Here is a 24886-nt window from a genome sequence, read left to right as displayed (position 1 = left end):
TTTATTTATTGAAAGTGAAATGCAAATTTCACGAATTATCACGAATTTAATATTTAAAAATGAAATCTTATTATAGATGCATATTATATTGATAACATATTATCGACATGATATTCAAAAAAATATAGCTTCTAGAGATTACATATTATTTTAAGTTAAGAAAACTTTGATTCTTTGCGACTTTGAACCTTTATAACTATTAAAGTAACCCATTGTATTTTCTAACAAACCATTCAGTTGCTAAAGCGAAAGCAATTAAAACTAAAAGCCAAACCCAATCAATTAAAGGAGTTTTGGTACTCACGTTTTTTTGAATTGCCTTATATTCAGGATTCTCCAAAAGTATTTTTATCAAAGCATCCGATTGATCTTGAAAAAATGCTTTTCCATTAGTTTGTAATGCCAATTGCTGTAATTTTTGAACATCTGGATTTACAAATTGTTTTTCGATATCAAAATCTAATACTTCAAAACGACTTGAATAAGTAGTTTTTGAATTTAATTCTTTAACAGAGAAAGAATATTTCCCAGCAGGAAGTCCATCTAGGTTTACGGAGTAAGAATTGTTTCCTTTTAATAAATCGTAATTTTTGGTTTGTTTGGTTTCTGTATTGGTTACTGAAATGGAGAGATTTGCTTTCTCATCAAACTCATAGTTTTTATTAAAATATTGTGCATTAATTTCCAGAGCATCTCCTGAATTATAAAAGCTTTCGTGGTTTACTACCAAAGATTTTTTAGTATTATTTGAAGCTAAATATTGAATGATTTTATCGATAAAAATATCATATTTGGTAAATGATTGATTGTCGATATGACTTTGCATGCGCCATTTCCATGTGTTTTCACCAAAAAGATAGGCGCCTCTTTTTCCTTGATTTTCTGTAAAAGCTAATAAAGGAGCATTGGTTGCAACATTTCTAATTTTTGACGAAAGTAAAACGGAAACATTTTCATTTGTAGTAATTGTTCCAAATGAATTTTGCAAAGGAGGAAAATTTCCAAATCCAATTTCTTCAGCTGCAAAAAGATTGAATTGCGAATTAAATTCGGACAAATAATCTTCTTTCTGATTGCTCATTCTAAATGAGAAAGCAGTTTGTTGTTGATTTAGGAAATTGAAGTCTGTATTATTTCCAGTTATAATAAAGGTATTAATTCCAGCCGCTTTGTTTGAATCAAAAATTGGTTTGAAAGCACCCGATGGTTGGTATAAAATTAAAATATTATAATCTTGTAATGACTTAATTTCGTTTGGCTTAACTAGAACAACTTTGCGTTGCGCGTTAGTTTCGATTGAACGTTTTAAAGCTGCAATATCTGGATGGTTTATTGCCGAAACAATGGCTACCGTAGTTTTCTGGTCTATAACTTCAACAGCAAAATTCTTTGTATTGTTATAAGAGTTTTTTTCCTTTTCGCTTGACGAAATAGTAGCTTTAAAAATTTGGACTCCTACTTTATCTGCAGGCAATAGTATATTTAAAGTAGCTGTTTTTTTTGATGGAGAAAAAGAAATCTTTTCTTTTATTAAAACTGTACCTCCCTGAGAAATCGATAAATCAGAATTTATATTTTTTGTTCCCGAATATTGAAGGAATACTTCAACTGGAAATTTATTTTTATAAAAGGCGTATTTGTTTACATTGAGCTGATTTATTTTTAAATCTAAAAAAGTGGTTGTGTCTCCCACAATAATAGGATAAACTTTATTGTTTGGGTCAAAACGATATACATAGTCATTTCCTGTAGTTTGATTTCCATCAGTAATAATTACAGATGGGAAAACTACATTCTTATTGATGCTTTTTAGATTCTTTGCAATTTCGTCTAGATTAGTTTGAGTTCCTTTAAAATCGAATTCTTCCGATTGCTTAAAGTCAGCATCAAATTGATACGATTGAATTTCGTACTTATCTTGTAACTCTTTATTCGAAGTCAGTTTTTTATACAATTCGATAACTTTCTCTTTCGAATTCAGAGCAGCTATTGAACTGGAATTATCCACTACAATTGGTAATGGAGTTTTAATGATCTCTAATGAATTTTTGGTAATGATTGGATTAATCAATAAAACTAATATCCCAAAAATGGATAGAAAACGTAAAAAAGCCAAAAACAAATTCAGTTTTGATTTGCTTTTGACTTTATAATAATATTGAAAAAATGACAAACCTCCTGCAACTACTAATGAAAGTACCAATAATAGAATCGTGTTTGTAGTCATGTTTTTTATTAAAAAAAATTATGTTTTAAAGATTTTAATAGTAAACCTTTGAATCTTTGTTACTCAGAACCTCAGTAGCTTTCTAAGTAAGCATTCCTCCACAAACATTAAGAACTTGTCCTGTAACGTAAGCACTCATATCTGAAGCTAAGAAAAGACAAGCGTTTGCAACATCTTCAGTAGTTCCTCCACGTTTCAACGGAATTCCTTCTCTCCAACCTTTTACTACATCTTCGCTTAATTTTGCAGTCATTTCAGTTTCAATAAATCCTGGTGCAATTGCATTACAACGAATGTTACGAGAACCTAATTCTAGTGCTACTGATTTTGTAAATCCGTTAACACCAGCTTTTGAAGCTGCATAATTAGTTTGACCTGCGTTTCCTTTTACTCCAACAACACTACTCATGTTGATGATCGATCCAGAGCGTTGTTTTAAGAATGTTTTTTGAATTGCTTTAGTCATATTAAAAACTGATTTTAAGTTAACATCAATAACTTGATCAAAATCAGCTTCAGACATACGCATTAAAAGATTATCTTTTGTAATACCAGCATTATTTATCAAAATATCTACAGTTCCAAAATCAGCTAAAACAGCTTCAACAAAAGTTTGAGCTTCTGTAAAATCAGCTGCATTTGATTGATATCCTTTCGCTTTAATACCTAGAGCGTTCAATTCTTTTTCTAAAGCCAAAGCTGATTCTACAGATGAACTGTATGTAAAAGCCACATTTGCACCATGTTTTGCAAAAACTTCAGCAATTCCTTTTCCTATTCCGCGGCTTGCGCCAGTTATAATGGCTACTTTTCCTTCTAGTAATTTCATATTATGGTATTCGTTTTTTATTTTCTAAATACAAATATAGATTATTTAGGCGTTTTATAAAATTTGTAATACAAAAAAGCCTCACCAAGGTGAAGCTTTTTTATATTGTTATCAGGAGAATAACTAGAAAGCTACATTCCATCTTGGTAATCTACCGTTTTCATCTAAGAAATCTTGTAGAATTTTCCCTTCAATGTAAGTTGGGATTATTTTTACATCTGCATTAAAAGTCTCATACCAAGAAACTTCTAATCTTTCGATTCCTTCAATTTTCATTTGTGCTGGCCAAGAATATTTTCTTCCTGTTTTTGCAAATTGGTGACCGTTTACGATTTTATCGTGTAATCCACCATTTTTACTTTTTAGAGTTCCATCATTTTGAACAGTTCCAGTAGAACCTACCATGATTAATTCTTTGTTTTCACCATCAACAGCGTAAACAACAAAAACTCCACTTCCAGATTCAGATGCATTGCATACTTCTTCTAGACTATCGTTTAGTGTGTAAGTAAAATTTCCTTTTACTGTAAAATTTTCTAATTCTTTGTACATATTTCTTCAGATTTTTCACGAAGGTTCTAAGATTCTAAAGAAACTTAGTTACTAAGTGTTTGTTATATTCCATACATTCTATTAATGTAAAAAAAGTCTCAACAGATATTGAGACTTTTTTTTGGAATTTATTATTTTAAATATTGGAGATTATCCTAATACTTCTTTTACTTTTTTACCAATTTCAGCTGGAGAATCAACTACGTGAATTCCGTTGTCTCTCATAATTTGCTTTTTAGCTTCAGCTGTATCATCAGTACCACCAACAATTGCACCTGCATGACCCATTGTACGTCCTGCTGGAGCAGTTACTCCTGCGATGAAACCTACAACTGGCTTACGGTTACCATCAGCTTTAATCCATTTAGCAGCATCAGCTTCTAATTGTCCACCAATTTCACCAATCATTACGATACATTCTGTTTCTGGGTCGTTCATTAACAACTCAACAGCTTCTTTTGTAGTAGTTCCAATAATTGGATCTCCACCAATACCAATTGCTGTAGTTATTCCTAATCCTTGTTTAACAACTTGGTCAGCAGCTTCGTAAGTTAAAGTTCCTGATTTAGAAACGATTCCTACAGTTCCTTTTTTGAAAACGAAACCTGGCATAATTCCAACTTTTGCTTCACCTGGAGTAATAATACCTGGACAGTTTGGACCAATTAATCTAGCATTTCTTTCTTTTACATAACTGTTGGCTTTAATCATATCTGCTACAGGAATTCCTTCAGTAATAGCAATGATAACTTTAATTCCAGCGTCAGCTGCTTCCATAATTGCATCAGCAGCAAATGCAGGTGGTACAAAAATAATTGTTGTATCAGCTCCAGCTTGTTCTACAGCATCTTTTACTGTGTTAAAAACTGGACGATCTAAATGTGTAGTTCCCCCTTTTCCTGGAGTAACACCACCAACAACATTAGTACCGTACTCAATCATTTGAGAAGCATGGAAAGTTCCTTCGCTTCCTGTAAATCCTTGAACAATTATTTTGGAATCTTTATTAACTAAAACACTCATGATATATATTTTATGTAGTTTTTAAAATTGTGATGCAAAAGTAAGGTTTTGTAAATTATTTTGAACCTTTTTATTATCAAAATATCTTATAATAATTGACTCATTTGATAACCTCGGTATAATTTATTATCTTTTATTTGCCAAATAGCCATAAAATGGGCTAATAACATTTCTTCTCTTGGGTTTTCGATAGTTTTTACATAATGTGAATAACGTACTGAAACTAAATCATCCTCTTCGATTATATGACTAATTCGAACTTTAGAACGTACATAGGCTCTACTTAATTCGTTAGATAAGTCTAATACTCCATTGTAATCTAATTGGATAGGTCCTTTTGTACTATGCCAATCTACGATTACTTCTGGATGTAAATATAATTTGAAGGTTTCGCTATCAATTAAAGCATCCGACTTATAAAATTTCTGAATAAATTCTTTAGCAGTCATAGTTATTTTAATTTATTTAGAATTTCAGGAATTTTCTTGATATTAGCTAATTGTTTTAGCTTTTCTCTTGATTCTTCAATTGGCGTACCAAAATAAGATTTCCCTCCTTCTACCGATTTAGTAACTCCTGTTTGTCCCATTATCACAGCCTTCTCTCCTATCGTAATACCGCTTGTTGTGCCTACTTGACCCCAAATGGTTACTTCGTCTTCTATAATTACACAACCAGCAATACCAGTTTGTGAAGCGATTAAGCATTTTTTTCCAATAACAGTATCGTGCCCTACGTGAACTTGATTATCAAGTTTGGTTCCTTCTCCAATAGTTGTGTCGCCTGTAACACCTTTGTCGATAGTACAAAGCGCTCCAATTCCAACATTGTCTTTTATTACAACTCTTCCTCCTGAGATTAATTGGTCGAAACCATCAGGGCGTTTTTTGTAATAAAAAGCATCTGCTCCTAATATTGTTCCAGCATGTATGATAACATTGTCACCAATTACAGTATGATCATATATTGATACATTAGAGTGTATCAAGCAGTTTTTACCAATTGTAACATGATTTCCAATAAAACAATTAGGCTGTATTAATGAACCTTCTCCTATTATCGCAGAATCCGATATGGCAACATTAGCAAATCGAAAAGGTTTAAAATGTTTTGTAAGTTTATTAAAATCTCTAAAAGGATCATCAGAGATTAATAGTGCTTTGCCTTCAGGGCAATCTACAACTTTGTTGATTAAAACAATAGTTGCTGCTGAATTTAAAGCTTTGTCATAATATTTTGGATGGTCTACAAAAACAATATCTCCAGGCTCGACAACATGAATTTCATTCATACCTGAGACTTGGAAGTTTTTATCACCAACAAATTCGCAATTAAGCAAATTTGCAATTTCTTCTAAAGAGTAAACTTTTTGAAATTTCATATTTTATAATTAGAAAATTTGTCAATTAGAGAATGTGTCAATTAAAAAAATGTGTCAATTAGAAAAATAAGAACTTTTAGTTTGAATTGCTACTAGTCCATCAATTTTCTAATTGACTCATTGACAAATTATCTTAATTAATAAACTACTCTTTTACACGCTCCATGTAAGAACCTGAAGCAGTATCGATTTTAATTCTGTCGCCTTCATTAATAAATAAAGGAACGTTTACTGTAGCTCCAGTTTCAACAGTTGCAGATTTTGTTGCATTTGTCGCTGTGTTTCCTTTAATTCCTGGCTCAGCATAAGTAACTTCTAGGATTACAGAAGCTGGCATATCTACTGAAAGAGGTAAATCTGTTTCAGTATTAATTTGAACCATTACGTTAGTTCCTTCTTTTAATAATCCTGGAGCATCCAAAATTGATTTATTTAAAGAAATTTGCTCAAATGTCTCATTATTCATAAAGTGAAAATCATCACCTTCAGCATATAAAAATTGGTATGTTTGTGTTTCAACACGAACATCCTCGATTTTATGTCCTGCAGAAAATGTATTATCTAATACTTTTCCAGTTGTTAAACTTCTTAATTTTGTTCTAACAAAAGCAGGGCCTTTACCTGGTTTTACGTGAAGAAATTCAATGATTTTATAAATGTCGTGATTGTATTTGATACAAAGTCCGTTTCTTATGTCTGATGTTGATGCCATTATGATTTTGTTTTATTTATTATTTTGTTTCATCGTTTAACCGTTTATTTGCTTTCGATTAAACGATGAAACAAATCCACGATAGAACTTTTTCTAGTAATTTCCTGAATATCCTTTCATAATTCCACGTGATGAGTTTCGAATAAAATCTAAGATTTCATCTCTTTCTGGAGTTGCTTCCATTTCACCTTCGATTATGCTAAGTGCTTGAGTTGTATTATAATTTTTTTGGTATAAAATTCTATAAATTTCTTGAATTTCTCTGATTTTATCTGTGCTAAAACCTCTTCTTCTCAAACCTACTGAATTAATTCCTACGTATGATAATGGCTCTTTTGCAGCTTTGGTATATGGAGGAACATCTTTTCTTACCAAAGAACCTCCTGATATCATTGCATGATCTCCAATATGAATAAATTGATGAATTGCAGCCAAACCACCAATTACAGCATGATTTCCTACTACAACGTGTCCTGCCAATGCAACACCGTTTACAATAATAGCATTATTACCAATCTCACAATCGTGAGCAATATGAGCATAAGCCATAATTAAACAATTGTTACCAAGAATTGTTTGTCCTGATGCAACTGTACCACGATTAATTGTAACACATTCTCTAATGGTACAATTATCTCCTATTATTGCTAAAGAATCCTCTCCTCCAAACTTTAAATCTTGAGGTACTGCAGAAATAACTGCGCCTGGGAAAATATTACAATTTTTCCCTATTCGCGCGCCTTCCATTATGGTTACATTTGAACCAATCCAAGTACCATCACCAATAACTACATTATTGTGAATTGTTGTAAATGGCTCTATTACAACGTTTTTAGCGATTTTGGCGCCAGGATGAACATAAGCTAAAGGTTGATTCATCTGTATTTTTTATATTTTAAATTAAAATTGTCTTTTTTTGAAACAATAAATCTAAATAACTAACTATTTTATTTATTGTTTTTTTGCAATTTGTGCCATTAACTCTGCTTCGGTAACTAATTTACCATTTGCATAAGCATTAGCTTGCATGTGACAAATTCCTCTTCTTATTGGAGAAATTAATTCACATTTAAATATTAATGTATCTCCAGGTAACACTTTGTGTTTGAACTTAACATTATCTATTTTCATAAAATAAGTCAAGTAATTTTCTGGATCCGGAACTGTACTTAATACTAAGATTCCTCCTGTTTGTGCCATTGCTTCTACTATTAAAACACCCGGCATAACCGGAGCTTCAGGGAAGTGACCAACAAAGAAGTTTTCGTTCATGGTAACATTTTTCAATCCTACAACATGATTAGAAGACATCTCAATAATTCTATCAATCAATAAAAATGGAGGTCTATGAGGTAAAACCGACATGATTTTATGAATGTCCATCAATGGTTCTTGATTTAAATCATAAACTGGCACATGGTTTCTTTGCTCAATTTTTATAATTTTTGCTAATTTTTTAGCAAACTGAGTATTTACAAAATGCCCTGGTTTGTTAGCAATGATTTTACCTTGAATTCTTACTCCAATTAAGGCTAAATCTCCAATAACATCAAGTAATTTATGTCTTGCTGCTTCGTTAGGATAATGTAAAGTAAGATTGTCTAAAATACCGTTTGGTTTAACCGTTATTTTATCTTTTCCAAAAGCTTTCTTTAAATTTTCCATTGTAGAGTCAGATATTTCTTTATCTACATAGACAATTGCATTGTTTAAATCTCCACCTTTAATTAATCCGTGTTCTAATAGAGATTCTAATTCATGTAAAAAACTAAATGTTCTTGAATTAGAAATTTCTGATTTAAAATCGGCAATACTTTTTAAGGTTGCATTTTGTGTACCTAAAACTTTAGTACCAAAATCAACCATAGTTGTAACTTGGTAATCATCGCTTGGCATAACAAGGATTTCACTTCCTGTTGCTTCGTCTGTAAAAGAGATAACTTCTTTAACAACATATACATTACGTTGTGCTTCTTGTTCTTCTATTTCGGCTTTTTCAATTGCTTCAACAAAATATTTTGATGAACCATCCATAATTGGAAGTTCTGATGCGTTTAATTCGATTATAACATTGTCTAAATCACAACCAACCAATGCAGCTAAAACGTGCTCTGGTGTTTGAATCTTAACACCTAATTTTTCTAAATTTGTCCCTCTTTGAGTATTTACTACATAATTAGCATCAGCCTCAATAATTGGGTGACCTTGCAAATCAACTCTCACAAAAGTAAATCCATTATTTATTGGAGCAGGCTTAAAAGTCATTGTTACTTCTTTCCCAGTGTGTAGTCCAACTCCTGTTAGTGAAATTTCCTTCTTGATGGTCTTCTGTTTAACCATTATTTCCATTTTTTTGGTTTAATATTTGTTTTTTTAATTCTTCTAGTTCAGCAACGATTTTAGGTAAATTCTTAAAGTGAACATACGATTTGTTAAAATCAGTATATCCAAGTGAAGGTGTTCCTTGTAAAATTTCGTCATCTTTAATATTTCTGGCAACTCCAGATTGGGCTTGCAATCTAACATTGTTTCCAATAGTTAAATGTCCTGCAATACCTACTTGTCCTCCAATCATAACATTTTTACCGATTTTTGTAGAACCAGCAACGCCAGATTGTGCTGCAATTACGGTGTTTTCACCAATTTCTACATTATGGGCAATCTGTATTTGATTGTCTAACTTCACTCCTTTTCGGATAATTGTTGATCCTAAAGTGGCTCTGTCTATAGTTGTATTTGCTCCAATATCAACATTGTCTTCGATAATTACATTACCAATTTGCGGGACTTTACTATAAATGCCTTCTTCATTTGGCACAAAACCAAATCCGTCAGCACCAATAATTGTTCCCGAATGAATTGTACAATTGTTTCCAATTATTGTTTCGGAATAAATTTTAGCGCCTGCAAAAATATGTACATTATTGCCAATAACAACATTATCTCCGATAAAAGAGTTAGGATAAATTTTGACATTGTTACCTAAAACTACATTTTGACCTACATAACTAAAGCTACCTAAATATAGATTGTCTCCATATTTTACACTTTCAGATAAGAAAGATTGTGGCTCAATTCCGTTTTTATTCAATTTTACTTGATTATAAAACTCTAATAATTTAGAAAACGACGCATAAGCATCATCAACTTTAATTAATGTTGTGCTAATTTCTGTTTCGGGTACAAAAGTATCGTTAACTATTGTTACTGATGCTTTTGTCGAATATATATGATTGATATATTTAGGGTTAGCTAAGAAAGTAAGAGATCCTTCTGTACCTTCTTCTATTTTAGATAAGCGAGAAACTTCTGCATTGGGATTACCAACTACCTCACCTCCTAAAATTTCTGCTATTTGTTCTGCTGTAAATTTCATTGCGACAAAAATATAAAAAAATAGGTTTTAAATGTTAATTTTAGATCAGTTGTTTTGGAAAGCAGATGTAATACTTAGTTACCAATTTAGATAACGATTTCAAATTCAGCTGATCTGAGGCTTCAACAACGTCCTCAATTGTCTTATCTTTTTTTAATATTCGTATAGGTTCAGCTTCTTTACTGTAAGCTTGATTTTTTATTTTTCCTCTATATATAAAATAACTTGCGTCAATTGCTGAGATATTGTTCTGAGCGGCAAATCGTTCTTTTAAACTTTGTAATTCTTCTAGTGATACTTTTTCGCTAGTTAGTTTAATTTTTAATAAATCTCTGTTTACTATCATTTTACTTAAGGTAGAAAGTATAAAATCATCGTGTTTTTGCCAAGATTTTAAAGCTCCTATTATATCGAAATCATCCAATTGAGAAAATAAATCTAATGTTTCAGGAGTAAATGTTTCTAAGTTAATTTTATTTTGCATAAAAAATAACAAAGGTTCGCTACAAGGAAGGTGAATTCCTTTTAAAGTTAATTCTTTGGCTCTTTTTAAGACTTTCGTCAAAATAAGTTCAGCAACTAAACTTGTTTTATGCAAATAAGCCTGCCAATACATTAATCTGCGAGAAAGTAAAAACTTTTCAACAGAGTAAATTCCTTTTTCTTCGATAACCAGAACATCATCTACAACATTCATCATCTGAATTAAGCGTTCTGAATTAACATTCCCTTCAGCTACGCCACTATAAAAACTATCGCGTTTAAGGTAGTCCATACGATCCATATCTAGTTGACTAGATATTAATTGTAACATAAATTTTCTATGGTAATCTCCTTTGAATATCTGAATAGCTAAGCTTAGTTTTCCGTTAAATTCTATATTTAATTGATTCATAAATAATAGCGAAATCGCTTCGTGATTTACATCCTCAACAATACTTCTCTCCATAGCATGAGAAAATGGTCCGTGCCCTATGTCATGTAGTAAAATAGCTACATATAATGCGTTTTCTTCTTCTGCAGAAATTGTAACATCTTTGAAACGTAATGTTTCAATTGCTTTTTGCATTAAATGCATACAACCTAAGGCATGATGAAAACGAGTATGATTTGCTCCTGGGTATACTAAATATGACAGTCCCATTTGTGAAATTCGGCGTAAACGCTGAAAATAGGAATGCTCTATTAAATCATATATTAAAGCATTTGGAATGGAAATGAAGCCATAAATGGGATCATTGAAAATTTTCAGCTTATTAATAATATTCACTATTGGGTTCTTTTTTAGGTCAACAAATATAACTAATTAAAGACTTATTCTGTTTTACATTTTCGGTAAAAAAGCAAACAAATAAATTTTTATGACGAAATGTTATCATAATTCTTTAAATTAGTACAACGAAAAGACAATATTACGCTTTTTTTTAGGTAACAAACAATTAACACAAATTTAAGTTCGTTTAGTTCGGTAAATTACGAACCAATTTTATCTTTGCCAAAAAAACCATGAATACTAATACAGAAAAAGAAAGAGAAGAGCTTATAGAGTTATTCGGCATTCATTTCGAATCAGTGTATAACATGGCTCCACTTTGTTCAAGAATTCTGGGATTATTAATTGTTGAAGCTTATAAAGATGGGCTCACTTTTGAACAAATAGTAGAAAAAATGGGCGCTAGTAAAAGTTCAGTGTCTACAAATTTAAATTTCCTTTTAAAAATAGGAAAGATAGATTATTACACTTTACATGGTGATCGAAAAAAATATTTCAGACCTCCTCCGTTTAGTGAACGATTTACTAATTATTTAAAAATTCTTGAGTTTGAGAATAAAATAATTGATAAAATGATTTTTTACAGAGAGAAAACAATGAGTAGCCCTGAGGAAAGAATGAATATGGAGCATGCAAAAGCATATAAAAGCCACATCATAAAAGTTGAAGAATTAGTTAAAGAAACAATTACTGAGATTATAGAAATAGAAAAAGTTAATAATAAATCATAAATCAAATTTTAATACAAATGAAGAATATTTCATTCTCCCTAATAGCTATCATGCTGGTTTTTGCGTCATGTAAAAAAAAGGAAGAACAAGCTCCACCACAAGGTCCAGCTCCGTTCCCAGTTAGAACAATTTCAGTACAAGATGCTGTAGTATATCAAGAGTATAGTGCAAACCTCGAAGGACAGCATAATGTCGAAATCCGCCCAAAAGTGAATGGGTATATTCAAAAAATATATGTTGATGAAGGTCAAGTTGTTAAAAAAGGACAATTACTTTTTAAACTTGAAACTCAAACTTTAAATCAAGATGCATCTGCTGCCAAAGCTTCTGTTCAGGCTGCACAAGTAGAAGTTGATAGATTAAAACCACTAGTTGACAGAAAGATCATTAGTGTTGTTCAATTAGAAACTGCTAAAGCTAAATTAGCACAAGCAAAAAGTACTTACGGTAGTATTGCTGCAAATATTGGGTACGGAACAATTGTTTCTCCTGTAAGTGGAGTAATTGGAGGTTTACCTTTTAGAGAAGGAAGCTTGGTTAGTGCAACTAGTGAAGTGCCTTTGACAACTGTATCTGATACAAAAATCGTACGTGCTTATTTCTCAATGAATGAAAAACAATTGTTATTCTTTAATAAAACATTTAAAGGTGCAACTACAGCAGAAAAATTGAAAGCTGCACCACCAGTTTCATTGATTTTAGTTGATAACACAGAATACGACCAAAAAGGAAAAATCGCTACAATGAATGGTTTAGTAGATCCTGCAACAGGAAATACACAATTTAGAGCAGATTTTAATAATCCTCAAGGTATCCTAAGAAGTGGTAGTACTGGAATTATTCGTTTGCCTATCGAACAAAAAAATGTAATGTTGGTTCCCCAAAATGCAATTTTCGAAGTGCAGGGAAAACAAACACTTTATATTGTTGAAAAAGGAAACAAAGTAAAATCTACAATTGTTGAAACAAACGGAACTTCAGGTTTAGACTTTATTGTTACAAGTGGACTAAAAGATGGAGACGTTGTAGTTGTAGAAGGTGCATCTAAATTAAAAGATGATATGGAAATTACACCACAGCCTGTTAAAGATCCAGCTGTTGAAACAGCAGAAACAAAAAATACTACAGCTAAAAAATAATATACAAGATGTTAAAGACGTTTATAGAAAGACCAGTTCTCTCGACGGTAATATCTATCTTAATCACCATACTGGGTGTTTTAGGATTGATGTCATTACCCATAGAGCAATACCCCGAAATTGCCCCTCCAACAGTTCAAGTAACTGCAACATATACAGGTGCTAATGCTGAAACAGTATTAAATAGTGTTGTAATTCCTCTAGAAGAAGAAATAAATGGTGTAGAAGGAATGACATACATGACATCTTCAGCAGCGAATGATGGTTCTGCAAAAATATCTGTTTATTTTGAACTTGGAGTTGACCCAGATATTGCTGCGGTAAACGTTCAAAATAGAGTTTCTCGAGCTACCAGTAAATTGCCACAAGCAGTTGTACAAACTGGGGTTACGACACTGAAAAGTCAGACGAGTGCTTTGATGTTCTTTGCTTTGTATTCGAACAACAAAGATTTTGATGAAACTTATATTCAGAATTATGCTAAAATTAACCTTGTACCTAAATTACAGCGTGTTAAAGGTGTAGGACAAGTAAATGTTTTTGGAGCCAAAGATTACTCTATGAGAATCTGGATTAATCCAGAAAAAATGGCTGCTTACGAAATATCGCCAAAAGATATTCAGGCAGCATTGCAAGAGCAAAACGTAGAAGCTGCTCCAGGTAAATTTGGAGAAAATGCTGATGGTATTTACGAATATGTAATTAAATATAAAGGACGTCTTTCTGAAATTAAAGACTACGAAGATATTGTAATTAAAGCTACAGGTAATGGGAATTTCGTTCATTTAAAAGATGTTGCAACTGTAGAGTTGGGAGCTTTTAATTATGGAAACAAGAACATAGCAATGGGTAAACAAGGTGTTGCTGTTGGTATATTCCAAACTTCTGGTTCGAATGCACAAGATATTATTACCGAAGTTATGACCATTTTGGAGGACACTAAACCAGATTTTCCAAAGGGTGTAGATTACGTAATTCCATATAATACAAAAACGTTCCTTGATGCATCGATAGAAAAAGTAATCTCAACATTGATTGAAGCTTTTATATTAGTATTTATAGTAGTGTTTTTATTCTTACAGGATTTCCGTTCTACGTTAATTCCTGCAATAGCAGTTCCTGTAGCAATTGTTGGTACATTTTTCTTCCTGCAGGTATTTGGATTCTCTATCAATATGTTAACATTGTTTGCAATGATTTTGGCTATTGGTATTGTGGTCGATGATGCGATTGTCGTCGTCGAGGCTGTACATGCCAAGTTAGATGAAGGAGTGAAATCTGCAAAAGAAGCTACTATTTCTGCAATGAGCGAAATTACAGGAGCTATTATTTCTATCACATTAGTAATGTCAGCGGTATTTATACCAGTATCATTCTTAAGTGGACCTTCAGGGGTTTTCTATCAACAGTTTGCTATTACATTGGCAATTGCGATTTTGATTTCGGCTATTAATGCATTGACTTTAAGTCCGGCCTTATGTGCACTATTCTTGAAACCTCACGAAGCATCAGAGCATCATGATAAAAATTTTAAAGATAGATTCTTCATTGCTTTCAATACTAGTTTTGATAGGATGAATAATAAATATGTTAAGTCTTTAGGGTTCTTAGCAAGAAAGAAATGGGTTGCAATATCAGGATTGATAGCGTTTTGTGCTATTACTATCATTTTGTTCCAAACTACACCATCAGGATTTATTCCTAATGAGGATAGAGGAATTATCTTTGCCGATTTAACACTTCCTCCAGGAACAACAATCGAGAAAACTCAAAAGGCAGTTAATGAATTGGATTCTATTTTGGCCTCAATGGACATTGTTGAATCACGAATGAGTGTTGTTGGTTTTAGTTTGTTAAATAGTGTAAATGGTGGGTCTTATGCCTTTTCTGTAATTAAATTAAAAGACTGGGAACACCGTAAGGAAGCCAATCAATCGGTAGATGCTGTAGTTGGTGAGCTATTTGGAAGAACAGCACATTTTAAAGATGCCAAAGCATTATTTTTTACACCTCCGAGTGTACAAGGTTTTGGATCTGCAGACGGATTTGAGTTAAAAATTCAAGATAAAGGTGATGATGATTGGGCAACAGTAAGTAAAGTAAGTAATGAGTTCTTAGGTGAATTAATGAAAAGACCTGAAATTCAATATGCTATTACAAACTTCAACCCTAACTTTCCACAATATCAAATGGATATTAATGTAGAAAGAGCTAAAAATGCAGGAGTTTCAGTTTCAGAAATCTTTAATACTATGCAAGGGTATTATGGAGGATTGTATACTACAGATTTTAATAAATTTGGTAAACAATATCGTGTGATGATTCAAGCAAAACCTTCTGAAAGAGCAACTCTTGAATCAATTAATACTATTTATGTTAAGAATGCCGCAGGAAAACAAGTAGCTATAAATCAGTTTGTTGATTTTAAAAGAATTTATGGACCAGAAGCTGTTGCCCGTTTCAACTTATTAAAAGCTGTAAACGTAAATGGTAAAGCAAAACCAGGATATAGCTCTGGAGATGCAATTAAAGCAGTTCAGGAAGTAGCAGCGCAGCATTTGCCTAAAACCTATACTTATGAATTCTCTGGAATGACACGTGAAGAGATTCTTGCAGGTAGTCAGGCTGCGGGTGTATTCTTGTTGAGTTTGATATTTGTATATTTCTTATTAAGTGCACAATACGAAAGTTATTTAGTACCATTATCAGTATTGCTTTCATTACCTGTAGGTATTGCTGGAGCTATTGGTTTTGTGAAACTAGCTGGATTAGAAAATAACATTTATTTCCAGGTAGCCCTGATAATGCTTATAGGACTACTGGCCAAAAATGCCATTCTGATAGTTGAGTTTGCTATACAAAGACGACGACACGGAATGGACTTGACAGAGGCTGCGATAGAAGGTGCAAAAGCACGTTTACGTCCTATTTTAATGACCTCTCTTGCCTTTATCTTTGGTTTAATGCCTTTGGCTTTTTCTTCAGGAGTAGGTGCAGTAGGTAACCGTTCAATCGGTATGGGAGCTGTAGGTGGAATGTTGATAGGAACAATTTTTGGAGTATTTGTAATTCCGATATTGTTTATTATTTTCCAAAGCTTACAAGAAAGAATCTCTGGAAAACCATTTACAGAGCAACAATCAGATGTTACACTTTTAGACGAAGAAAATGAAAAATAATGTATATAAAATAGTAACTGTTGCCTTCACGGCAACAGTTATGCAATCCTGCTTCGTTGCAAAAGATTACGAAAGACCTAAGGATATTAAAACTGAGAATTTATATAGAACTGAAGTAGTCGCAAAAGATAGTACTTCAATGGCAAATCTTTCTTGGGATAAAATTTTTACAGATCCTATTTTGCAAGGTTATATCAGAAAAGGATTGGAAAATAACTTAGATATTCGAATTGCAATGCAAAACATTGCAGCGGCCGAAGCATCAATGAAACAAGGAAAAGCAGGGTACTTCCCTACTCTTTCGGTTGGTACAGACTGGACGCATCAACAGTTATCAAAAAACAGCCAATTTGGTGCTTTACTTCAAAATCGTAGTACCGATCAATATCAAGTAGCTGGAACATTAGGTTGGGAAGCTGATATTTGGGGAAAAATAAGAAGTAATAAACGTGCAACAAATGCAGCTTATTTACAAACTACTGCTGCAAATCAAGCTGTAAAAACACAGTTAATTGCAGATATTGCTGCAACTTATTATCAGTTGATTGCAATAGATGAGCAAATTAAATTATCAGAAGAGACTTTGATTAACAGAATCGAAAGTGTTGAAACGATTATTGCTTTAAAAGATGCAGGAAATGTAACCGAAGTTGGAGTTAAACAAACAGAAGCTCAAAAATATGCTACAGAAATTATCATCGCTGACTTAAAAGTAAGCACGATACTTTTTGAAAACAAAATGAGTATTCTTTTAGGAGTAGCACCTACCAAAGTAGAAAGAAGCAGTTTTGAAGTTCAAAAAATGCAACCAGATATCACTCTTGGAGTGCCTGCAACTTTATTAAGAAACAGACCAGATGTAATTGCAGCAGAGTATAATTTGATTTCAAATTTTGAAAGAACAAATGTTGCAAGAGGTAACTTTTACCCAACATTTAAGATTACTGCAACTGGAGGATTACAAAGTATAGATCTTAAAGAATGGTTTAGTTCAAATTCATTTTTTGCTAATATTGTAACAGGATTAACACAGCCAATTTTTAATCAACGTTTGAATAAAACAAATTTAGAAATAGCTAAAGCAAATCAAGAAAAAGCATACATACAATTTGAGCAATCATTGCTAAATGCGGGAAAAGAAGTTTCAGATGCATTAGCACAGTATAACAACGAAACCAAAAAAATTGTAATTCGTCAGAAACAAGTAGATGCATTAAAAGTAGCTACAGATTATTCAGATGAATTGCTTAAATATGGTTTAGTAAATTATTTAGAAGTTCTTACTGCAAAAGACAATGCGTTAAATGTAGAATTAACTTTAATTGATAATAAATTTTCACAATATAATGCCATTATTCAATTATATAGAGCCCTTGGTGGTGGATGGCAGTAAGATTTCATAGTTAGGTTACTTATTAATTTTTATATTTAAACCACTGAGTATTTTTATATTCAGTGGTTTTGTTTTTTTATACTAAAAATTATCATAATATTAATAAATAGCCGTTTTAAAAAGAAGTAAATTGCCACTTAGATTTAACAATTTTGAACAAGCTATATAATTATGGACAAGATAAAAATACTTTGGGTTGATGATGAAATCGACTTATTAAAGCCACACATACTATTTTTGGAGAAAAAAAATTATGCAGTAACGACTTGTAATAATGGTCTTGATGCAATTACAATTTTTGAAGAAGACAATTTTGATATAGTTTTTCTTGATGAAAATATGCCTGGAATGAGCGGATTAGAAACACTTTCTGAAATGAAAGAAAAAAAATCAACCATTCCGATGATTATGATTACCAAAAGTGAAGAAGAGTATATTATGGAAGAGGCTATCGGTTCTAAAATAGCTGATTATCTGATAAAACCTGTGAATCCAAATCAGATTTTATTGAGTTTAAAGAAAAATCTGGATCACTCCAGATTAATTTCTGAAAAAACGACATTAGATTATCAAAAGGAATTCCGAAAAATAGCTATGGAAATGGCAATGGTAAATTCTTACGAAGATTGGATTGAACTGTATAAAAAACTAGTTTTTTGGGAGTTAGAACTTGAGAATATTAATGATCAAGGAATGATTCAGATTTTAGAATCTCAAAAAGTTGAAGCTAACTCGCAATTTGGTAAATACATAGAGCGTAATTACGAAGACTGGTTTGAGCCAAAAGCAGATAAACCAATTCAATCGCATACCTTGTTTAAAGAATTGGTGGTTCCGGAAATTAAGAAGAAAGACAAACCAATTTTGTTTGTGGTAATAGATAATTTGCGTTATGATCAATGGAAATCATTTGAAACTGTAGTAGGAAACTATTATAAGTTAGAAAAAGAAGTTCCTTATTTCTCAATACTTCCAACAGCAACTCAATATGCCCGAAATGCAATATTCTCAGGTTTGCTACCTATAGAAATGGAAAAACAATTTCCGGAATATTGGAAAAATGATGTAGAAGATGGTGGGAAAAATTTATTTGAGGCTGAATTTTTAAGTGCACAATTAAAACGCTTGGGATTAAATATTAAAGAAGATTATTTCAAAATTACCAATTTGGCAAGTGGAAAAAAACTGGCTGAAAATTTTAAGGCACTAAAAAACAATGATCTTGTTACGGTAGTTTATAATTTTGTTGATATGTTGTCACATGCCAAAACAGAACTGGATGTTGTAAAAGAATTAGCTTCAGATGATAAAGCGTACCGATCGCTGACATTGAGTTGGTTCAAAAATTCTCCACTGTTAGAAATTATACAACAGGCTCAGCACTTAGGATTTAAATTAATTCTTACTACAGATCATGGTACAATTAATGTAAAAAACCCATCAAAAGTAGTAGGAGATAAAAATACAAGTTTAAATCTTCGATACAAAACAGGGCGCAGTTTAACCTATGAGCATAAAGATGTGTATGTTGTAAAAGAACCAAAAAAAATAGGATTACCTGCCATAAATATGAGCAGTTCGTTTATTTTTGCAAAAAATGATTTGTTTTTGGCTTACGTAAATAATTACAATCATTATGTGAGTTATTATAAAAACACCTATCAGCATGGTGGAATTTCATTAGAAGAAATGATTATCCCATTCTTGATATTTAATCCTAAGTAAAGAAAGTTTTTAGTTTTGAGTATCAGTCTCAGTAATAGAAATTAGCTTAAAAAAAATATAAATAAAAAATGGAAGTTACTTTTTCGTTAGATCAAATTCAGGAAGTTGCAGAACAAATTTTAGCTCAAAATCCAAATAAAATTCTTCTTTTTAATGGAGAAATGGGTGCTGGTAAAACAACGCTAATTAAGCAGTTATGTAAAAGTCTAGGGATTGAGGATGCTACAAGCAGCCCTACTTTTTCTTTAGTTAATGAATATCAAACAAATGACAATCAGACGGTTTATCATTTTGATTTTTATAGATTAAATCATGAAACTGAGGCTTTGGATATGGGAGTTGATGATTATCTATATTCAGGAAATTGGTGTTTTATAGAATGGTCTGAGAAAATTCCAAGTTTAATTCCAAATGAACATTCTGTTATTACAATTGAATTATTACCTGACGGGAAGCGTTTATTAAAATTAGTTTGATTTTTCTAAACTGAATTTATACTTCTTGAAGTAAAGCGTATTAGCCTTGGGAATACTGTTTTATTAAAAACTTTTTACGTAATTTGTACTCTTAATTTTGCATAAACAATGTCAATAACGATAACTCCATTTACGAAACAAGAATTGTTGCCTCAAGAAGAAAAACTTGAGATTGGCAAATACAAGAGAGAACTTTTTATTGGGATTCCTAAGGAAACAAGTTATCAGGAACGTCGTATTTGTTTAACGCCAGATGCAGTGAATTCACTCACTTATCAGGGACATAGAGTAATGATCGAATCTGGTGCTGGTGAAAGTTCAAGTTATACTGACAAAGAATATAGTGACGCGGGTGCAGAAGTAACAAAGGATACTAAACGAGTTTTTGGCTGTCCGATGTTGTTAAAGGTTGAACCGCCAACGATAGCAGAAATTAAATTAATTAATCCAGAAACAATTTTGATATCTGCGATTCAATTAAAAACTAAGAAAAAATCTTATTTTGAAGCTTTAGCTCAGAAAAAAATAACAGCATTAGCATTCGAATATATAAAAGATGAAGATGGCTCCTATCCTGCTGTGAAATCATTAAGTGAAATTGCAGGAACAGCATCAATACTAATCGCAGCTGAATTAATGATTACTGATGAGATTGGAAAAGGACTATTGTTTGGTAATATAACTGGGGTCCCTCCTACTGATGTTGTAATTTTAGGAGCGGGAACTGTTGGTGAATTTGCTGCAAAAACTGCTATTGGACTTGGAGCGACCGTCAAAGTTTTTGACAATTCAATTACTAAACTACGTCGATTACAAAACAATCTAAATCAGCGTGTTTTTACATCAACCATACAACCAAAGGCCTTGTTGAAAGCTTTAAGACGTTGTGATGTGGCAATTGGTGCTATGCGTGGAAAAGAACGTTGCCCAATTATTGTAACTGAAACTATGGTGGAACATATGAAAAAAGGCGCAGTAATTGTAGATGTGAGTATTGATACAGGTGGTTGTTTTGAAACTTCGGAAGTGACGACACATGAAAAACCAACGTTTATAAAGAGCAATGTTTTACATTATTGTGTACCTAATATTCCTTCAAGATATTCTAAAACAGCTTCACTTTCAATAAGTAACATTATTACACCTTATTTATTGCAAATTGCAGAAGATGGTGGAATTGAAAGTGCGATAAGACGTGATAAAGGTTTAAAAAATGGTGTTTATATATATCATGGAATTTTAACCAACAAAGCTATAGGTGAATGGTTTGATTTGCCTGATAATGATATTAATTTACTTGTTTTCTAAGGCATCTTTAGCGTACCTTTGCCAAAAATAGAATTCATGAAATTTACACATCGTTTTGCTTATTATTTAGTTGGTTTGGTTATTGGATGTTTCTTTGTAGGCCTTGTATTTAGTGGAAAAGACACACGTTGTAATTATTTTCCAAATGCAAGAGTTTTAAATGATTTAAGAAACAAACCATTCCACTATTCAGATGAAGCTTCTAAAGTTCTAGCAGAAAAATGGATCGATACTTCAGATATTAAAAATACATTACAATTTGGTGATATCGATTTTGATAAAAGCAACACAGAATATAAAAAAGGAAAATTATATGTTATTGAAGGTAAAACTTTAAAGAACCAAAAAGTACTACTTAAAGTAATTAATTATCCTGGAAAAGCTGTTTTAGAATCTATAGAAAAAAAACAAGCTGATTAGAGCCATTTGATTTCGGGAATTTCTTTTGATTTCAGAAAAACATTTGTTTTACTAAAATGTTTGTTTCCAAACCACTTCCCTTGATTGGCACTCATAGGTGATGGATGTCCAGACTCAAGAACTAAATGTTTTGTAGTATCTATTTTTCGCCCTTTTTTTTGTGCAAACGCTCCCCATAATAAGAAAACCACATTTTCTTTTTTATCTGATATGGCTTGAATCACTGCATCTGTAAATAAATTCCATTTTAAATGTTTATGACTATTTGGTGTGTCTTTTCGAACGGTTAATGAAGCATTTAAAAGTAAGACGCCTTGTTTTGCCCAAGATTCTAAATTACCAGAAGTTGGCATAAATACAGAATCAAAATCAGTGTTTAATTCTCTGTAAATATTTCGTAGCGAAGGAGGTATTTTTATATTGTCATTTACAGAAAAGCTTAAACCATTTGCTTCACCTACTCCATGATATGGATCTTGTCCGATGATGACCACTTTTATATCTTGAAATGTGCAATGGTTAAATGCTGAGAAAATTAAATCAATTGGCGGGAAGCAAACATTATTTTTATATTCTTCTTCTACATTTGTTATTAAATCATTAAAGTAAAGCTTTGCTATTTCTTCTGATAATATGGTTTGCCAATCTGGATTGAGGTTAATTTTCATTTCAATAAATTTTACTACAAATTAAGTAAAGTTTTTTGCAAAGTACCAATTAATACTACTATTTAGTTTCAAAACTTTGTAACTTTGAAACTTTACAACTTATGTTATAATATGATATCTATTACTGATAAAACATTACAAGATTTACAATTCCCTACAGTACTCGAAACTATTTCGGATATTTGTAATACTGATATAGGCAAGCAAAAAGCTTTAGAAATAATACCATTTAGAGATAAAGAAACTTTGATGCAGGCATTAATGCAAACCTCAGAGTACGTTTCGTCTTTCCAAAATAATAATGCAATTCCAAATCACGGTTTTGATGCAATTAGTTATGAAATAAAATTTTTGGCAATTGAAGATAGTTTTCTTGAAGTTGGAAGTTTTAGAAAAATTGCAACGTTATCATCTACAGTAAATTTTTTATTGAATTTCTTAAAAAAATTCGATGACTATTATCCTAACCTAAATGCGAGAGCTTCTCAAGTTGAGTTTACCAAAGAAATTATTTCGCAGATAGACGTAGTTGTTGATAAGTATGGTGAGATAAAAGACAATGCATCTCCTGAATTATCTAACATTCGTCGCGATATGAATTTGGTCCGAGGAAAAGTAAATCAAAGTTTTGGTGTAGCCTTAACACAATATAATAGCTTAGGCTATCTGGATGATATTAAGGAGAGTTTTGTACAAAACCGTAGAGTTTTGGCAGTTTTGGCAATGTACCGTCGTAAGGTAAAAGGCTCTATTTTAGGAAGTTCTAAAACAGGGAGTATCGCTTATATTGAACCAGAGACAACTTTACAATACTCTAGAGAATTGAGTAATTTAGAATATGAGGAAAAAGAAGAAATTACTCGTATTTTAAAACAATTGTCGAATGCAATTCGTCCTTATTTATCTTTATTGATTGAATATCAGGCTTTTTTAAGTGATATAGATGTTGTTGCGGCCAAAGCAAAATATGCTAATAAGATAAATGGTATTTTACCAACAATTACTGAAGAACGTCGCTTGTATTTTAGAGATGCTTTTCATCCGATTTTGTATTTAAATAACAAACAAAAGAATGAAGTTACGCATCCACAAACAATTGAATTAAAGCAAGATAATAGGATTATTGTTATATCTGGACCAAATGCGGGAGGAAAAACGATCTCTCTTAAAACGGTTGGGCTATTGCAATTGATGTTACAATCTGGAATGTTAATTCCTGTGCATGAACGTAGTGAAACTTTTTTGTTTGATAGAATTTTAACAGATATTGGAGATAATCAATCTATTGAGAATCATCTGAGTACCTATAGCTATAGATTAAAAAACATGAATTATTTCCTTAAAAAATGCAATCGTAAAACTATGTTTTTGATTGATGAATTTGGAACTGGTTCAGATCCTGAATTAGGGGGAGCTTTAGCTGAAATTTTCTTAGAAGAATTTTACCATCGTGAAGCATTCGGGATTATAACTACGCATTATTCTAACCTTAAGATTTTGGCAAATGAACTGCCTTATGCAACAAACGCAAATATGCTTTTTGATGAAAAATCATTAGAGCCTATGTATAAGTTGGTTCTTGGACAAGCGGGAAGTTCGTTTACATTTGAAGTCGCATTAAAAAATGGAATTCCATATGGTTTAATTAATCGTGCAAAAAAGAAAATCGAAATTGGAAAAGTTCGTTTTGATAAAACTATTGCCACTTTACAAAAAGAGCGTTCTAAATTAGAAAAAACTTCTTTGAACTTAAAAGAGGAAGAAACTAGAGCGCGTGCCGAAAGTAATAAAATGGAAAATATAAATGTCAAGATAAAACAAAAACTAGAAAGCTATCAGGAATTATATGATAGTAATCAGAAGACAATTTATATTGGGCAAAAAATTGAAGATATTTCGGAGAAGTATTTCAATAATAAAAATAAAAAAGAACTGATAGGAGAATTTTTGAAGATTATTGAAATTGAAAACTCAAAACGTAAAAAAGCAACTCCAAAAGAAGCAAAAGCAATAGTTGAAAAGAAAAAAGAAGTTATTGCTGAAGTAACAGTTCAGGTAGAAGAAATTCGAAAAGAGAAAAAAGAAAAGAAATTAAAAGCTGTTGTCGAAAAACCAAAAGTAACTTTAAAAGTTGGAGATCGAGTGCGAATGATTGACGGAAGATCTGTTGGAAGTATTGATGCTATCGAAAAAAATAAGGCTACAGTAAATTATGGTATTTTTACTTCAAAAGTAAATTTAGATGAATTAGAATTTGTAGAAGCTGGGAAAAAGTAAGTTTTTAGTTCTTGGTCGCAGTTTTCAATCTTTATAAACGTGAAATTTAGATAAAAAATTAAATAAAGCGATTTAAGTACGTATTTATTGAAAAACGACTAATAGATTAAAACGTTTTTAAAAACAGCTTATATGTTATTTATAGAGGTTGTTTTTGATTTGTAAAACTTATATAAATATAAATTTCGATAGATTAA

The 24886-nt window shown here is 31.7% G+C and carries 21 protein-coding genes; 9 read left to right on the top strand and 12 right to left on the bottom strand.

Annotated elements, in window-relative coordinates; all coding sequences use genetic code 11:
* Positions 1–199: 199 nt before the first annotated feature.
* From OIU80_RS16205 to OIU80_RS16155, 11 genes are all read right to left on the bottom strand, one after another.
* The gene (locus OIU80_RS16205; protein WP_264288026.1) at positions 200–2227 is read right to left on the bottom strand and encodes a hypothetical protein; all 2028 of its coding nucleotides are present in this window, start codon (positions 2225–2227) and stop codon (positions 200–202) included.
* An 82-nt stretch (positions 2228–2309) separates the two neighbouring features.
* Positions 2310–3056, bottom strand: coding sequence for a 3-oxoacyl-[acyl-carrier-protein] reductase (gene fabG / locus OIU80_RS16200; protein ID WP_195736546.1), 747 nt, complete (start codon positions 3054–3056; stop codon positions 2310–2312).
* Positions 3057–3179: 123 nt separating this feature from the next.
* Entirely contained in the window at positions 3180–3608 is a 429-nt protein-coding gene (locus OIU80_RS16195) for a hypothetical protein (RefSeq protein WP_264288025.1), read from the bottom strand.
* Positions 3609–3758: 150 nt separating this feature from the next.
* Positions 3759–4631: a succinate--CoA ligase subunit alpha gene (sucD, locus tag OIU80_RS16190; RefSeq protein WP_129538465.1), complete on the bottom strand. Its 873-nt coding sequence runs from the start codon at positions 4629–4631 to the stop codon at positions 3759–3761.
* 86 nt (positions 4632–4717) lie between these two features.
* A complete protein-coding gene (locus OIU80_RS16185; RefSeq protein ID WP_264288024.1) occupies positions 4718–5080 on the bottom strand; it encodes a nuclear transport factor 2 family protein in 363 nt (120 codons plus the stop codon).
* Between the two features lie 2 nt (positions 5081–5082).
* Positions 5083–6012 (bottom strand): UDP-3-O-(3-hydroxymyristoyl)glucosamine N-acyltransferase, encoded by a 930-nt coding sequence (locus OIU80_RS16180; protein ID WP_264288023.1) that lies wholly within the window; start codon positions 6010–6012, stop codon positions 5083–5085.
* Between the two features lie 145 nt (positions 6013–6157).
* Positions 6158–6724: an elongation factor P gene (gene efp / locus OIU80_RS16175; protein WP_264288022.1), complete on the bottom strand. Its 567-nt coding sequence runs from the start codon at positions 6722–6724 to the stop codon at positions 6158–6160.
* Between the two features lie 93 nt (positions 6725–6817).
* Positions 6818–7603, bottom strand: coding sequence for an acyl-ACP--UDP-N-acetylglucosamine O-acyltransferase (gene lpxA, locus OIU80_RS16170; protein WP_035624097.1), 786 nt, complete (start codon positions 7601–7603; stop codon positions 6818–6820).
* Between the two features lie 72 nt (positions 7604–7675).
* Positions 7676–9064 carry a bifunctional UDP-3-O-[3-hydroxymyristoyl] N-acetylglucosamine deacetylase/3-hydroxyacyl-ACP dehydratase gene (locus OIU80_RS16165; RefSeq protein WP_264288066.1) on the bottom strand — a complete coding sequence of 463 codons (1389 nt, stop codon included), beginning with the start codon at positions 9062–9064 and terminating at the stop codon, positions 7676–7678.
* A complete protein-coding gene (gene lpxD, locus OIU80_RS16160; protein ID WP_264288021.1) occupies positions 9057–10100 on the bottom strand; it encodes a UDP-3-O-(3-hydroxymyristoyl)glucosamine N-acyltransferase in 1044 nt (347 codons plus the stop codon). Before lpxD ends, OIU80_RS16165 begins: the two co-directional genes overlap by 8 nt.
* Before the next feature lie 40 nt (positions 10101–10140).
* Positions 10141–11370: an HD domain-containing protein gene (locus tag OIU80_RS16155; RefSeq protein WP_264288020.1), complete on the bottom strand. Its 1230-nt coding sequence runs from the start codon at positions 11368–11370 to the stop codon at positions 10141–10143.
* A gap of 236 nt (positions 11371–11606) precedes the next feature.
* Between OIU80_RS16155 and OIU80_RS16150 the strand changes: the two genes are divergently transcribed.
* The 8 genes from OIU80_RS16150 to OIU80_RS16115 all read left to right on the top strand — a co-directional run bounded on the left by OIU80_RS16150 (position 11607) and on the right by OIU80_RS16115 (position 21744).
* Complete coding sequence (locus OIU80_RS16150; RefSeq protein WP_264288019.1) at positions 11607–12104, top strand: GbsR/MarR family transcriptional regulator; 498 nt, start codon at positions 11607–11609, stop codon at positions 12102–12104.
* Positions 12105–12121: 17 nt separating this feature from the next.
* Positions 12122–13243, top strand: a complete 1122-nt coding sequence (locus tag OIU80_RS16145; RefSeq protein ID WP_264288018.1) for an efflux RND transporter periplasmic adaptor subunit — start codon at positions 12122–12124, stop codon at positions 13241–13243.
* Between the two features lie 8 nt (positions 13244–13251).
* A complete protein-coding gene (locus OIU80_RS16140) occupies positions 13252–16422 on the top strand; it encodes an efflux RND transporter permease subunit (RefSeq protein ID WP_264288017.1) in 3171 nt (1056 codons plus the stop codon).
* Positions 16412–17815 carry an efflux transporter outer membrane subunit gene (locus OIU80_RS16135; protein WP_264288016.1) on the top strand — a complete coding sequence of 468 codons (1404 nt, stop codon included), beginning with the start codon at positions 16412–16414 and terminating at the stop codon, positions 17813–17815. The genes OIU80_RS16140 and OIU80_RS16135 overlap by 11 nt, the downstream gene beginning before the upstream one ends.
* A gap of 171 nt (positions 17816–17986) precedes the next feature.
* Positions 17987–19540, top strand: a complete 1554-nt coding sequence (gene porX, locus OIU80_RS16130) for a T9SS response regulator signal transducer PorX (RefSeq protein ID WP_264288015.1) — start codon at positions 17987–17989, stop codon at positions 19538–19540.
* Between the two features lie 68 nt (positions 19541–19608).
* Positions 19609–20016 (top strand): tRNA (adenosine(37)-N6)-threonylcarbamoyltransferase complex ATPase subunit type 1 TsaE, encoded by a 408-nt coding sequence (tsaE, locus tag OIU80_RS16125; protein WP_264288014.1) that lies wholly within the window; start codon positions 19609–19611, stop codon positions 20014–20016.
* 108 nt (positions 20017–20124) lie between these two features.
* Positions 20125–21324 (top strand): alanine dehydrogenase, encoded by a 1200-nt coding sequence (locus OIU80_RS16120; protein ID WP_264288013.1) that lies wholly within the window; start codon positions 20125–20127, stop codon positions 21322–21324.
* A gap of 36 nt (positions 21325–21360) precedes the next feature.
* Positions 21361–21744: a DUF4258 domain-containing protein gene (locus OIU80_RS16115; RefSeq protein ID WP_264288012.1), complete on the top strand. Its 384-nt coding sequence runs from the start codon at positions 21361–21363 to the stop codon at positions 21742–21744.
* On the opposite strand, the gene ung is transcribed toward OIU80_RS16115, so the two are convergent.
* On the bottom strand, positions 21741–22412 hold the full coding sequence (ung, locus tag OIU80_RS16110) for a uracil-DNA glycosylase (RefSeq protein WP_264288011.1): 672 nt from the start codon (positions 22410–22412) through the stop codon (positions 21741–21743). The genes OIU80_RS16115 and ung overlap by 4 nt on opposite strands.
* A gap of 111 nt (positions 22413–22523) precedes the next feature.
* Here ung and OIU80_RS16105 point away from each other — a divergent pair, with 111 nt between their 5' ends.
* Positions 22524–24689 carry an endonuclease MutS2 gene (locus tag OIU80_RS16105; RefSeq protein WP_264288010.1) on the top strand — a complete coding sequence of 722 codons (2166 nt, stop codon included), beginning with the start codon at positions 22524–22526 and terminating at the stop codon, positions 24687–24689.
* The last annotated feature ends 197 nt before the right edge of the window (positions 24690–24886 follow it).

This window comes from Flavobacterium frigoritolerans, assembly GCF_025847275.1.
GTDB lineage: Bacteria > Bacteroidota > Bacteroidia > Flavobacteriales > Flavobacteriaceae > Flavobacterium > Flavobacterium frigoritolerans.
This window is presented reverse-complemented; position numbering and strand designations above follow the sequence as displayed.